The sequence below is a fragment of the Thermomonas sp. genome (assembly GCF_020850895.1).
Classification (GTDB): domain Bacteria; phylum Pseudomonadota; class Gammaproteobacteria; order Xanthomonadales; family Xanthomonadaceae; genus Thermomonas.
In genome coordinates, this window is record NZ_JADZDS010000053.1 from 1 (window position 1) to 12161 (window position 12161).

The window sequence follows — 12161 nt, forward strand, 5'->3', positions numbered from 1 at the left end:
AGGACTTCGCCCCGGAGTTGCGCGAGCCGCCCGCACGTAATCGTAATGGCTGGCGGACAGGGTGAAGCCGGGGATACCGGCGCGCTCGGCGATCCAACTGATGAAGGCAGCCGACCAGGGTGTATCGATCACGAAGCCACGGCAGCCCATGCCTTGGTAGCTGGAATTGCCGATTGCGTAATTGCAGTCCATCGCCCCTGGACGCTGGGCCACCGAGCCCAGCAAGCCGCTGGATTGCCAGTAGTACGCCACCCGCCGCCATGGCGAGGTTCCATCCGCCAGGCCATTGTTCTCCGCTTCGTAGATGCTGGCGCTGGCCAGCCGACCCTGGCTGTCGATGAAAGGCTGTTTCCAGCGTTGGTTCTCGGCACAGGCGATTGCAGCGATGCGCGTGGCCACCATCGGGTCGGCCTGCTGTTGCTCCAGCGCAGGACAGGGATTGCCTGCCCAGGCCGCACCTGCCAGCAATAGCAGGCCGGTGGCTACCAGGCGACGAACAATTGTGCGACTCAGCATCGTCAGCATCTCCGTGAAAGGATCGATGGCGATCCCTTCATAGGGAAGCGGAATCCACGCTGCAAACAGGACAGTCCGGGTCGGGCGTGATGCGCAATTCGGAAAAGCGCAGCGTCAGGGCATCGAACTGCAGCAGGCGGCCGGCCAGCGTTTCGCCGATACCGAGGATCAGCTTGAGGGTTTCCGTCGCCTGCAACATTCCGATCACCCCGGGCAGGACGCCCAATACGCCCGCCTCCGCGCAGTTGGGCGCGCTTCCGGCTTCCGGAGGTTGTGGATACAGGCAGCAATAGCACGGCAATCGCCCGCGGTTGCGCCCTGCGTCGAACACCGATGCTTGGCCGTGGAACCGCTGCACTGCGCCGTACACCAATGGCATGCCGAGCCGCACGCAGGCATCGTTGAGCAAATAACGGGTTTGGAAGTTGTCGCTGCCGTCCACCACCACGTCGATGCCATCCAGCAGGCGATCCAGATTGCCAGGCATCGCGCGTTCTTCCAGTGCTTCGATGCGTGTGCGTGGGTTGATCGCAAGCAGGGTGGCGGCGGCGGATTCGACCTTGGCCATCCCGATGCGTGCATCCGTGTGCAGGATCTGGCGCTGCAGGTTGCTGCGGTCGACCCGGTCGTCATCGACGATCCGCAGCATGCCGACGCCGGCAGCCGCGAGGTACAACGCCACCGGCGAGCCCAACCCACCGGCGCCGAGCACCAGCACTCGCGCTTGGCCGAGCCTGCGTTGTCCTTCCAGGCCGACATCCGGAAGGCGGATCTGACGGGAATAGCGCTCCGCGTACTCTGCGTCGAATTGCGTGCCACGCATGGGCAAGCCAAGTGCGTGCCATGCATCGATGCCGCCTTCGACCGAAACGACATCCATATAACCGAGTGTCTTCAGCGTTTCGGCGCAACGATCGGACCGGACACCGCTCTGGCACAACAGCATGACCGGGGTCTCGAGCCCCTGGATGTAACGCGACGGATTCTGCAGCAGGGCCTCGAGAACCACCCCGGCCGTCCCCTCAGCCATTCCCAAGGAGCGCTCGTCGTCGCTGCGAACATCAATCAGGAGGTCACCCGATTGCTGGCGTTTGCGTGCTTCGGAAGGGCTGATCCCAAGGTTCGTCATGCGGGCATTATGGAGTGAACCCGATCACGCGTCCGATGCCCCACCCGGTTCGCAGCCGGCTGCGACGAGTGCCTCTGGCGTATTGAGATTGCCGAAACGTTCGCCCGCAATGCGCACGATGGGTAAATCCATCGCCTCATGCAACCCGCGCACCGAATGCTGACCGGTTGCGATCGCATTCGCCACGGCAACCCGCAACTCCGGGAGCCGATACAACGCGAACAATGGCTGCAGTCCATCATCGTCCTGAGCGCAGGCACCCTGCCCACCCGCCATTGCCAGCGCATCGAGCAGGCGGCTATCGCATTCCAGTGCATCCACCGGCAGGGTGAACAGCCAAGGCGTGGTACATCCTGCAGCAAGGGCGTCGAGCCCACCGATCGGGCCAAGGTCGGGATGGCGGTCGGGCAGCGCCTTCAATCCGTGGGTGACATAGCGTTCGGGATTGCGGTTGGCGCTGATGGACACCTGCCCGCAGCACGCACTGAAGCGTCGGACCAGTCGCAAGACCTGTGGTTGGCCGCAGCAGTGCAGCCATGCCTTGTCCAGTCCACCGAGCCGGCTGGCGCGACCGCCAGCCAAGACTCCTAACGTCACCGATCCGGGGGCTAGGCGCATCGCTATTCGCTACGCTTGCGATGGCGAATGATGCGCCGCCGTCGTTCGACCTGACGTTCACTGGGGGCGTTGTGACGCCCGGCGAACGGATTGCTGTTTTCCTTCAGCACCAGCCGCACCGGCGTGCCGATCAATTTGAAGCGCTTGCGGAAGAAGTTCTCCAGATAGCGCAGGTACGACTGCTGCAAGGACTTCAGGCGGGTGCCGTGGATCACGAAGGTGGGTGGGCAATCGCCGCCGGGGTGGGCAAAACGCAATTTTGGCGCATGCCCGCGCACCATCGGTGGTGGGTTGGCAGCGACCGCCGCCTCCATCGCGCGGGTCACTTCCGCGGTCGAGAATTGCCGGGTGGCGGAATGCTGGGCGCGGTGGATGGCTTTGAATAACTCACGCAGTCCGGAGCCGTGCAGTGCAGAGATGTGCACGGTCTCGGCCCATTCCACGAACACCAGCTTGCGCGCCGCCATGGCATCGGCCTGGCGACGTTCGTAATCGCTGCGCCCATCCCATTTGTTGATCGCCACCACCAGCGCCCGACCGGCATCGAGGATGGCTCCCAGCACCGTTGTGTCCTGGTCGGTGACGCCTTCGCTGGCGTCGAGCATCAGCACCGCGACTTGACATTGCTCGACCGCTTGCAGGGTCTTGAGCGCCGAGAATTTTTCGACCGCTTCCTCGACCCGCGCCCGGCGCCGCAGGCCAGCGGTATCGATCAGACGGTACAGACGGCCGTCGCGTTCGAGGTCCACCGCAATCGAATCGCGGGTGGTGCCGGGCACTTCCGAGGCGATCATTCGCTCTTCGCCGAGGATGCGGTTCACCAAGGTCGACTTGCCCACGTTCGGACGCCCGATGAAGGCGATCCGCACCCGCCCGGGATCATCGTCCGGGGTCTTTGCGACGCCGGTGTCCGGAAGTCGCTTGAACGCTTCCGACAGTATCGCGTCGAGCCCGGTGCGGTGTGCCGAGGACACCGGCAACGTGCATTCGAATCCATAGCGGGCAAATTCAGCCAGCGCCACCTGTACGTCGATGCCATCGGTCTTGTTGACCACCAGCAGCACTGGCTTGCCCAAGGTCCGCAGCCACGAGGCCAGGTCATCGTCGATGCCGGAACGCCCTTCCCGCCCATCGACAACGAACAGGACCAGATCGCACTCGGCGGCGGCGGCGCGGGACTGGCGCGCGGTCGCACCGGCCAGGCCTTCATCTTCGCCGGCAATACCGCCGGTATCGACGACGACGAACGGCCGACCCTCGGCCAAGCGACACACCCCATAGTTGCGATCCCGGGTCACGCCCGGCTGGTCATGGACCAGCGCATCGCGAGAACGGGTCAACGCGTTGAACAGGGTCGACTTGCCCACGTTGGGGCGCCCAACCAGCGCGACCAGCGGTAGCATCGGATCAGTGTCCTTGGTGTCGCGCATTGGCCGAGGGAACGGATACCGGCCAGCACGCTGCCTTCATTGCAGGGAAAATGCGGCCAGCTTGCCGTCGCTGCTTTGCACCACGACGATCCCGTCTGCCGCCACCGGTTTGCCGCTGATGGCGTTGCCGACGTTGCTGCGCGCCACGAACGCACCATCGCTCAGGCGGATCCAGTGCACGACGCCCTGGTAATCCCCGACCACGGCATAGTCACCCTGCACCGCAGGTGCGCTCACGCGGCGATTGAGCAGTGCGGTCTGTTGCCACAGGCTGCCACCGGAGTTCCTGTCCAAGCCATTGACGTAACCCTTCGGGTCGGTAACGACGATCGCGGAGTTGCTGACGCCGAGGCCGCGCGCACCCCCGTGCTCGCTGTCCCACATGATCTGTCCGCTGGGTCCGTCGATGGCCACGGTATGGTTCTTGAAACTGGTCGCGTACAGGGTCGTGCCTTCCAGTACCGGCCTTCCGTCCACGTCCGCCATCCTGTCCAGTTCACTGCGCCCATCGGGTTGGGCGACTGGGATTGACCACAGCAGGTTGCCATCGCTGGAGCGCAGTGCAGTCAACTTGCCGTTGTCGCCGCCGAAGAAGACCAGGCCGGGACCAATGGTGATGCCGCCGGTGCCGCGGACTGTCAGCGGCGGCAGGTCGCTTTCGTAGAACCAGCGGCGTTCGCCGGTGGACTCGTCAAAGGCGGTGATGCGTCCGTCGTTGGAAAGGACGAAAACCATGCCTGCACCAACGGCGGGGGCGGAGAGGACTTCATTGTTGACCTTGGCCGACCACTTCTTGGCGCCGGTCTCGGCGTCGATGGCGATCACGTCGCCCTTCAGACTGCCGACCACCACGAGGCCATCGCCGGCGCCAGGGCCACCGCTGAGCGGGAGGTCAGAGGCGAACGTCCACAGTTGGCGACCGCTGGACAATTCGATGGCATGCACGCCGCCATTGACTGCGGCTGCGTAGACGCGGCCATTTTCGATCACTGGGTGTTGGCCGATGCCGAGGTGGTTTTCGCCACTGCCGATCGATGCCGTCCATAGCCGGTTCACCGCCAGGCTCGGGGTGATGTTTTCCAGCTTCGCCGGCACGCCGACCTTGTCGGCAGTCTTGCCGGTGATCAGCTCCTTGATCGAAGAGCAACCGGACAGTGCAGCCAGCACCATCATGCTGGCGGCTAGCAAGTGGAGTTTGCGTTTCGGGGCCGGCATCATCAGCGAGTGTCCTCCGAATGCGGCGGGGTCCCGCCGGATTCGACCAGTTTCAGGGTAAGCAGGCGGTGTTGCGGGTCGCCCACGTCGATCAGGGCCAGCGCCCGGCGATAGGATTCCTGGGCCGCGGTGCGGTTGCCCATCGCGAATTGGGCATCGCCCCGGGCATCGAGCATCGCCGGGTTGCGTTCATCCTTCAGCAATGCAAGCGCATCGTTGGCATTGCCGGCATCGATGAGCAAGCGAGCAAGCCGCTCCTGCAGGACCGGCTGGAGATCCGGATCGACCTGTCGCAGGGAGCGCAGCGTGGCAATGGCGTCATCACGCTTGCCCGCATCCACCTGGGCCCTGGCCAACTGGAGCGCGGCCAGCGTCCCCAAGGTCGGGTTGGCTTGGTCCAGGCTGGCGATTGCAGCCTGCCCGCGATCGGCCGGAATGTGTCCTTGGGTGTAGGCATTGACGTCCTGAGAATACTGGGCGCTGGATGCCGTCTGCTGCTGCAGCTTGTTCCCCTGCCACCATTGCCAGCCGTAGATCGCACCAAGGCCAAGCGCAATCCCGGCAATGATGCCGGCGCCGTTGTTGCGGAGCCAACTGCGGACACGTTCGCTTTGTTCGTGCTCGTCGACGAGCAGATCGTCAATTGCCATGCTGCCTCTCGCCCGCCGTCCTGGGCGGGTGGTTGCTCTAATTCAAGAATATCGTCAACGCCCGCGCAGGCAGTCAGTCCGCCGCCACCAGCGAGCCGTCGGAGGATACCGTAAAGCGGGCGACACCCGTGTGTCCGGAAAGATCCACGGGCCGGCCGGCGCGCTCGAGAACCACGTGTGCGGTGTTGCCGATGGTCAGGGATCGTACCCGGGAGAGCGGGAACCGACGTTCACTTGCGTCCGGCAACAGGGCTTTTTCGAGCGATTTCCCGTCATGCCCAACGACTTCCAACCAGGCCTCGCCGTGGGTGCGAACCACGATTTCGCTGGTCGCCGATTCGGCTGCATTGGCCGTTACCGGGGCCATCGATGCAACCAAGGTACGCGGCGTGGCGGGGCTGGAGGTTTCCTCGCCGGTTGCTGCGGGCGGGGAATCGAGCGCCGCGACGCCCTCGGTGCCATTGCCAAGATGCTGGCGGGTGGCCACCCAGGCCGGAATCGCCAGCGACAGGGTCAACACGATGTAGACCAAGCGGCGACCGATGTGCTCGGCCCACCACTGCAGTTTGGGTGTGTGGGTCCGGCTGACCAAGTGGGTCGGTTCGATCGGCCCGACGTCGAGTGCCTCCATCATCGGCGCCGTGGTCAGGCCCAGCAGTCTGGAATAGCTGCGGACCTGGCCCCGCACGAACACCGGTGCGCCGAGGCGCGACCAGTCCTCGGCCTCCAGCGAGAGCACCACTCTCGCCGGCATGCGCAACTTGCCAGCCACGTCATCGATGCTCATGCCCGCTGCAATCCGTGCCGCACGCAGACGTTCGCCGCAACCGGCAAGGGCGGCATGGTCTGGATTCATGTGCGTTGGTGCAGTCATTGGACAGGGGGCGCAGTCGATGGGTCGGGGGAAGTCGCCTGCAAACGGGAAAGATAGCGCGAAGCGGCCGCGTTGTCGCCAAGTTTTTGTTCTGTGGCTGCTGCCAGGCGCAAACCGCCCGCGTCGGTCGGGGTCAGGGCGAGCCAACGCTCGGCAAACGCCCGGGCCTCCAGAAAGCGGCCGCGATCGAATTCCAGTGCGGCCATCCCGGACAGGGCCGGGAGTGCATTCGGGTCCATTCCCAGTGCAGCGCGCCAATATTGCTCCGCGCGTGCTGGGTCACTGGCCATGCGCGCGCACTCACCGGCGTTGGACAGCGCGATGACCGGCGTCGCGTACGCTGGATTGCCCAGCGCGCGTTCGAACCAAGACAATGAATCGGCAGGTCGACCGTTAGCACACAGCCACTTGCCGTAGTTGTTGGCGTAAGGGGCGTTTTGCGGCGCTGCGGCCGCGGCAGCCTCGTAAAATTTCCCCGCCTTGGCCGACTGGCCTCGCGCATCGGCAATCATGCCCAGCAGGGTATTGGCATCGGCGGTTGCGCCCGGGATCGACAGCGCCTGCTGGGCGGCACGCTCCGCCTGATCGTACTGCCCGCGCTGGAGCAGGTCGGTGGCCGAGGCCAGCAACTGGTAAGCGTCGGCGTTGCGAACGCCGCGCCGACCGGAGACGTCGTAGGTCGGGGCGACCTGGGTCTGGTCACGCATGGTCGCATAGGGGCGCACGATGGACAGGCGTTCCAACTGGCTGCACCCGGCCAGCACGGCGCAGCCCACGAATACAAGCACGAACACGCTGGATTCACGCCGCACCACGCACCTCCCTAGCCTGCTGCTGTTTGCGGATCTTGGCCGAACGCGGGGTCCGGTCGAACACCTGTCCCTTGAGCTGGCCGCAGGCCGCATCGATGTCATCGCCACGGGTGCGCCGCACCGGCGCGATCATGCCGGCGTTGTTGAGCAGTTTCTGGAACGCACGGATGGCGTCCTCGCTCGGGCGCTGGAACTGGGTGCCGGGGAACGGGTTGAAAGGGATCAGGTTGATCTTCGCCGCGCCCTTCATCTGCACCCGGCGGTCGAAATCCTGCAGTAGCTTCACCAAGGCGCGGGCATGTTCGGGCTGGTCGTTGACGCCCTGCATCAGGGTGTACTCGAAGGTCACCGATTCGCCCTTCTTGCGCAGCGCGTAGCGCACGCAGGCATCGATCAGGGTCGCCAACGGGTACTTCTTGTTGATCGGCATCAACTCGGTACGCAGGTCGTCGAACGGTGCATGCAGCGACACCGCCAGCGACACGTCGGACTCCTGCGCCAGCCGGTCGATCTGCGGCACCATCCCGGCGGTGGACAGGGTGACGCGCTTGTTGGCGAGGCCGTAGCCGTAATCGTCGCGCATGATGCTCATGGCGCGGACGACGTTGTCGAAATTCGCCAGCGGCTCACCCATGCCCATCATCACCACATTGGTGAGCTTGCGCTGCTGGTGCGGCACGTTGCCGAGTGCGCGCGCCGCCACCCACACCTGGCCGATGATCTCGGCGGTGGTCAGGTTGCGGTTGAAGCCCTGCGCGCCGGTGGAACAGAACCCGCAGTTCAGCGCGCAGCCCACCTGCGAGGACACGCACAGGGTGCCGCGGCCCTTGTCCGGGATGTAGACCGTCTCGATGGCATTCTTCGCGTCCATGCCGAGCAGCCACTTGCGGGTGTCGTCCAGCGAGGTCTTCTCGAAGATGACCTGCGGCGCATGCACCACCGCGCGTTCTTCCAGCTTGGCGCGCAGCGCCTTGCCGAGGTCGGTCATCTCGGCGAATTCGGTGACATGGCGATGATGGATCCACTTCATCACCTGGTGCGCGCGGAAGGTCTTTTCACCCAACCCCTGCTCGAAGAAGCGTTCGAGGCGGGCGCGGTCGAAGTCGAAGATATTGGTGCGTGAATCGGGAGACGCGAGATGAGAGACGGGAGACGCGGGAAGCGCATCCGTTGACTGGATTTGCGATTCGCCGTTCACGACTCCCATCTCCCTCTTCCCGCCTCCCCGCAGATCAGCGCGTGTAGACGTCGGTGGCCGGGAAGAAGTAGGCGATTTCGATCGCGGCGTTCTCCAGCGAGTCCGAGCCGTGCACCGCGTTGGCGTCGATGCTGTCGGCGAAATCCGCGCGGATGGTGCCGGCGGCGGCGTCCTTCGGGTTGGTCGCGCCCATCAGCTCACGGTTCTTCAGTACCGCGCCCTCGCCTTCGAGCACCTGCACCATCACCGGGCCGGAACTCATGAAGTTGACCAGCGCCGGGAAGAACGGACGCTCGCGGTGCACCGCGTAGAAGCCCTCGGCCTCCTGCTTGGACAGGTGCTTCATCTTGGCGGCTACGACCTTCAGGCCGGCCTTCTCGAAACGGGCGTAGATCTCGCCGATCACGTTCTTGGCGACGGCATCGGGCTTGACGATCGAAAGGGTGCGCTCCAGCGCCATGGTGGTTCTCCGGTAATGCGGGCGTCCGTGCCGGAGACCCCGAGGATAACAGAAAAACCCGCGTCCGGACGCGGGTTTGGCGAATATGCCTACGGATAATTCTAACGGAATTCGCGTGTGATTCCCATGCATCGCCCGACATGCCTGCCGCCCCTTCGACTGCCGCGAACGCGCCGAACCCAGGCATGCACCCGCAACGCCGTTGACCAAACGCCAGCGTATGGGTTAGTCTCAAACAAGCGTTTGATTCAGTCCCGGCGATGACGACCCATCACTTCTCCACCAAGGACCGGATCCTGTCGGCAGCCGAGGCGCTGTTCGCCCGGCAGGGGTTTGCTGCGACCTCGCTCCGACAGGTGACCAGCCGCGCCGATGTCAACATCGCCGCGGTCAACTACCACTTCGGCAGCAAGGAAAACCTGGTCAACGAGGTGTTCCGGCGCCGCATGGACCAGATGAGCGAGGAGCGCCTCGCGGCCTTGAAGGTCGCCTGCTGCGAGCGGCCCGGCGAGCTCGAACCGGTGCTGGCCGCGTTTGTCGAGCCGGCCCTGGCGATGGCGCAGGATCGTCATGGCGGCGCGGATTTCGTGCGCGTCATCGCCCGCGCCTATGCCGAGAGCAATGAAGGCCTGCGCAAGTTCCTGTCCGACCGCTATGGCCATGTCCTGCGTGAATTCGCCAAGGCCATTGCCGGCTGTGTCGAAGGCCTCGGCAAGGAGGACCTGTATTGGCGACTGGATTTCCTCGCCGGTGCCCTGGTCTATGCGATGTCGGATTTCGGCCTGATCAAGCGGCCATCGGGCACGTCCGAATCCAGCCATCGCCAGCGCGCCGCCGCCGCCCTGATTCGCTTCGCATCGGCCGGCTTCAAAGCGAATAACTGATTTATATTCATGGAGATATGTAACATGTTTGAGAAACTGCTTGTGCGTCGTGTCGCCGTCCTCGGCGCGGGCGTGATGGGCGCGCAGATCGCTGCGCACCTCACCAATGCCGGGGTCGATACCGTCCTGTTCGACCTGCCCGCCAAGGACGGCCCGGCCGATGGCATCGTTCTGAAGGCCATCGCCAATCTCGGCAAGCTCAGCCCGGCGCCGCTGGCCAGCAAGGCGCTGGCAGAGGCCATCGTGCCCGCCAACTACGGCGAGGACCTGGAACTGCTGCGCAGTTGCGACCTGGTGATCGAGGCGATCGCCGAACGGATGGACTGGAAGCAGGACCTGTACCGCAAGATCGCGCCGTTCGTGCCCGCGCACGCGGTGCTCGCCTCCAATACATCTGGATTGGGAATCAATATCTTGGCCGATGTTCTTCCTGAAGAACTTCGGCATCGCTTCTGCGGATTGCATTTCTTCAATCCACCGCGCTACATGCATCTGGCCGAATTGATCCCGGCGCGCACGACCGCGCCGGCGGTGCTGGAAGGCCTGGAAACCTTCCTGACCACCCAGCTCGGCAAGGGCGTGGTGCATGCCAAGGACACCCCGAACTTCATCGGCAACCGGATCGGCGTGTTCTCGATCCTCTCGGTGATCCAGCACACCCACGCCTTCGGGCTGGGTTTCGACGAAGTCGATGCGTTGACCGGCCCGTTGCTGGGGCGGCCGAAGTCGGCCACCTACCGCACCTCCGACGTGGTCGGACTGGACACCATGGCCCACGTCATCCAGACCATGGCCGACACCTTGGCCGAGGACCCTTGGCACCGCTATTTCAAGTCTCCTGCGTGGCTGGACGCGCTGGTCGGCAAGGGCGCGCTGGGCCAGAAAGTCGGCGCCGGCATCTTCCGCAAGATCGGCAAGGACATCCACGTTCTCGACCTTGCCAAACAGGACTACCGGCTGGCCGACCGTGGCGCCGCGCCGGAAGTCATCGAGATCCTCAAGCTCAAGGATCCGGCAGAAAAATTCCGCCAGTTGCGCGCCTCCAGCCATCCGCAGGCGCAGTTCCTGTGGGCCTGCTTCCGTGACCTGTTCCATTACAGCGCCTTCCATCTGGCCGATATCGCCGACACCGCCCGTGACGTGGATCAGGCGATCCGCTGGGGCTACGGCTGGGCGCAGGGCCCGTTCGAGTCCTGGCAGTCGGCCGGCTGGCAGCAGGTGGCGCAATGGATCAGTGAGGACATCGCCATCGGCAAGGCGATGAGCAATGCCGCGCTGCCGCCCTGGGTGAGCGATGGTCGCAGCGGCGTGCATGCCGCCGAGGGCAGCTACAGCCCGAGCCGCAATGCCATGCAGCCGCGTTCGGCCCTGCCCGTCTACCGGCGCCAGCGCTTCCCTGATCCGATGCTGGGCGAGCGCTTCGCGCCCGGCGAAACCGTATTCGAAAACGACGGCCTTCGGATGTGGCACGACGGCGACGGCATCGCCGTGGTCAGTTTCAAGACCAAGATGCACACCGTCTCCGATGCGGTGATCGACGGCGTGCAGGAAGCCGTCAGCCGCGCCGAGCGCGACTTTGCCGGCCTCGTGGTCTGGCAACCGAAGGAACCGTTCTCCGCCGGCGCCGACCTCGCCGGCGCCTTGGGTGCTCTGCAGGCCGGCAAGATCGCCGAGTTCGAGGCGATGGTGGCCGGTTTCCAGGCCGCCAGCCAGCGCATCAAGTATTCGCTGGTCCCGGTGGTCGCGGCAGTGCGCGGCTTGGCCTTGGGCGGCGGCTGCGAGTTCCAGATGCACAGCGCCAAGACCGTCGCCCACCTCGAGAGTTACATCGGTCTGGTCGAAGTCGGCGTCGGCCTGTTGCCGGCCGGCGGTGGCCTGAAGGAATTGGCCGCCCGCGCTTCTGCCGCGGCCGGTCCCGGCGGGGATGTGTTCGCCGAACTGAAGAAGGTGTACGAAACGATTGCCATGGCGAAGGTCTCGACCTCGGCCGTGAACGCCAAGGAGCTCGGCCTGCTGCGCCCCGGCGACAAGGTCGTGTTCCATGCCCACGAACTGCTGCACATCGCCAAGGCCGAAGCCCGCGCACTGGCCGAGGGCGGCTATCGCCCGCCGCTGCCGGCACGACGGATCCAGGTGGCCGGCGACGTCGGCATCGCCACCTTCAAGATGTTGCTGGTCAACATGCTGGAAGGCCGCTTCATCAGCGCCTATGACGACGAAATCGCCGAACGCATCGCCACCATCCTGTGCGGCGGCAAGGTGGATCGCGGCGCCGTGGTGGATGAGGACTGGCTGCTGAAACTGGAACGCAAGCACTTCGTCGAGCTGGCGCAGCAGGAGAAAACCCAGGCCCGCATCGCGCACATGCTCAAGAC

General features: G+C 64.8%; 12 protein-coding genes. 2 read left to right on the plus strand and 10 right to left on the minus strand.

What is annotated here, in order from left to right:
* From IT472_RS05305 to ndk, 10 genes are all read right to left on the minus strand, one after another.
* Window positions 1–516: DUF2272 domain-containing protein (locus tag IT472_RS05305; RefSeq protein WP_297179462.1), on the minus strand; the 516-nt coding region annotated here is incomplete at its 3' end.
* A gap of 37 nt (window positions 517–553) precedes the next feature.
* Complete coding sequence (moeB, locus tag IT472_RS05310) at window positions 554–1645, minus strand: molybdopterin-synthase adenylyltransferase MoeB (RefSeq protein WP_297179465.1); 1092 nt, start codon at window positions 1643–1645, stop codon at window positions 554–556.
* Window positions 1646–1669: 24 nt separating this feature from the next.
* On the minus strand, window positions 1670–2242 hold the full coding sequence (locus IT472_RS05315) for a molybdenum cofactor guanylyltransferase (RefSeq protein WP_297179468.1): 573 nt from the start codon (window positions 2240–2242) through the stop codon (window positions 1670–1672).
* Between the two features lie 23 nt (window positions 2243–2265).
* The gene (der, locus tag IT472_RS05320; protein WP_297179490.1) at window positions 2266–3666 is read right to left on the minus strand and encodes a ribosome biogenesis GTPase Der; all 1401 of its coding nucleotides are present in this window, start codon (window positions 3664–3666) and stop codon (window positions 2266–2268) included.
* Window positions 3667–3729: 63 nt separating this feature from the next.
* Window positions 3730–4908 (minus strand): outer membrane protein assembly factor BamB, encoded by a 1179-nt coding sequence (gene bamB, locus IT472_RS05325; RefSeq protein ID WP_297179493.1) that lies wholly within the window; start codon window positions 4906–4908, stop codon window positions 3730–3732.
* 2 nt (window positions 4909–4910) lie between these two features.
* On the minus strand, window positions 4911–5558 hold the full coding sequence (locus IT472_RS05330) for a tetratricopeptide repeat protein (protein ID WP_297179471.1): 648 nt from the start codon (window positions 5556–5558) through the stop codon (window positions 4911–4913).
* Between the two features lie 73 nt (window positions 5559–5631).
* Window positions 5632–6432 carry a RodZ domain-containing protein gene (locus IT472_RS05335; protein WP_343231810.1) on the minus strand — a complete coding sequence of 267 codons (801 nt, stop codon included), beginning with the start codon at window positions 6430–6432 and terminating at the stop codon, window positions 5632–5634.
* The gene (locus tag IT472_RS05340; RefSeq protein ID WP_297179475.1) at window positions 6429–7244 is read right to left on the minus strand and encodes a tetratricopeptide repeat protein; all 816 of its coding nucleotides are present in this window, start codon (window positions 7242–7244) and stop codon (window positions 6429–6431) included. The genes IT472_RS05335 and IT472_RS05340 overlap by 4 nt, the downstream gene beginning before the upstream one ends.
* Complete coding sequence (gene rlmN / locus IT472_RS05345; RefSeq protein ID WP_297179479.1) at window positions 7234–8451, minus strand: 23S rRNA (adenine(2503)-C(2))-methyltransferase RlmN; 1218 nt, start codon at window positions 8449–8451, stop codon at window positions 7234–7236. Before rlmN ends, IT472_RS05340 begins: the two co-directional genes overlap by 11 nt.
* Window positions 8452–8476: 25 nt before the next feature.
* Complete coding sequence (gene ndk / locus IT472_RS05350) at window positions 8477–8902, minus strand: nucleoside-diphosphate kinase (RefSeq protein ID WP_297179482.1); 426 nt, start codon at window positions 8900–8902, stop codon at window positions 8477–8479.
* A 260-nt stretch (window positions 8903–9162) separates the two neighbouring features.
* Between ndk and IT472_RS05355 the strand changes: the two genes are divergently transcribed.
* Window positions 9163–9786 carry a TetR/AcrR family transcriptional regulator gene (locus IT472_RS05355; RefSeq protein WP_297179484.1) on the plus strand — a complete coding sequence of 208 codons (624 nt, stop codon included), beginning with the start codon at window positions 9163–9165 and terminating at the stop codon, window positions 9784–9786.
* Between the two features lie 24 nt (window positions 9787–9810).
* Window positions 9811–12161, plus strand: a 2351-nt coding sequence (locus IT472_RS05360) for a 3-hydroxyacyl-CoA dehydrogenase/enoyl-CoA hydratase family protein (RefSeq protein WP_297179487.1), incomplete at its 3' end; no start/stop codon positions are given.

Coding starts and splice junctions, on each gene's coding strand:
- moeB (WP_297179465.1), bottom strand. CDS start 1,645: ATGACGAACCTTGGGATCAGCCCTTCCGAAGCACGCAAACGCCAGCAA.
- der (WP_297179490.1), bottom strand. CDS start 3,666: ATGCTACCGCTGGTCGCGCTGGTTGGGCGCCCCAACGTGGGCAAGTCG.
- bamB (WP_297179493.1), bottom strand. CDS start 4,908: ATGCCGGCCCCGAAACGCAAACTCCACTTGCTAGCCGCCAGCATGATG.
- IT472_RS05330 (WP_297179471.1), bottom strand. CDS start 5,558: ATGGCAATTGACGATCTGCTCGTCGACGAGCACGAACAAAGCGAACGT.
- IT472_RS05335 (WP_343231810.1), bottom strand. CDS start 6,432: ATGACTGCACCAACGCACATGAATCCAGACCATGCCGCCCTTGCCGGT.
- rlmN (WP_297179479.1), bottom strand. CDS start 8,451: ATGGGAGTCGTGAACGGCGAATCGCAAATCCAGTCAACGGATGCGCTT.
- ndk (WP_297179482.1), bottom strand. CDS start 8,902: ATGGCGCTGGAGCGCACCCTTTCGATCGTCAAGCCCGATGCCGTCGCC.
- IT472_RS05355 (WP_297179484.1), top strand. CDS start 9,163: ATGACGACCCATCACTTCTCCACCAAGGACCGGATCCTGTCGGCAGCC.